The 672-nt window shown below is 56.1% G+C and carries 1 protein-coding gene and 1 pseudogene; both read left to right on the top strand.

The genetic code is table 11. From position 1 onward, the window contains the following. Nucleotides 1-242 (top strand): DUF6318 family protein (locus HMPREF2554_RS09135; protein ID WP_246826049.1); only part of this gene is annotated, 242 nt, incomplete at its 5' end. Nucleotides 243-485: 243 nt separating this feature from the next. Then, nucleotides 486-672: pseudogene (locus HMPREF2554_RS09130) on the top strand (Tat (twin-arginine translocation) pathway signal sequence); the annotation flags it as partial.

The raw sequence follows: 672 nt of genomic DNA, 5'->3' as shown, positions 1-672 counted from the left end.
AAGGCGACACCTATACATGGGAAGGAAAGGTATCAATAAATATGGGTAGCTTTACGGTTGAAAACGGTCAGGTGACGGATATCCCCGAGAAATCGCGGCATCAGGAATGGTTGCAAACCTTTACAGGTACCTATAAAGATGGTGTCTGGGAAATTGACCTTGGAATGAGCAGCTCCGCAAGCCCCAGCGCCAGCGGTGGCGCATCCACCGGTTCCGGCAGCGGCGGAGGGATCGGCTTCTAGCATCTCTTTCAAGCTGAACCGCATCGGCCAAATATAGGTTAAGCCCGCAGAAACACGTGCGTTTCTGCGGGCTTAATCTATGTCTGCGGGGCTTGTTGCTGTGGCAGGAGTGTCATAATTACCTGTACTGCGGCTCTACTCCGGGATAATAGAGGATGTGCCCGTCACGGTAACATCACTCCCCGAACGAAAATACCGGTAACGACGCCGTATTTTCCGTTTCCATGAGAAAGGTACCCGCCCATGACTTCCTCGTTCATATCCCGCAGAGCCGCCCTCGGCGTGCTAGGTGCCGGTTCCGCGCTCGCCTTCGCCGGATGCGCCTCCCGCGTGCAGCCGCTCTCGGCGGACGCATCCGCGAGCTACCGTGCCGACTATTCGGGTGAGGTCACGTTTAACAGCTACGACACCTCCGCAGGAGAATACGTGC

It is taken from the genome of Rothia sp. HMSC071F11 (assembly GCF_001809115.1).
Taxonomy (GTDB): domain Bacteria; phylum Actinomycetota; class Actinomycetes; order Actinomycetales; family Micrococcaceae; genus Rothia; species Rothia dentocariosa.
This window is presented reverse-complemented; position numbering and strand designations above follow the sequence as displayed.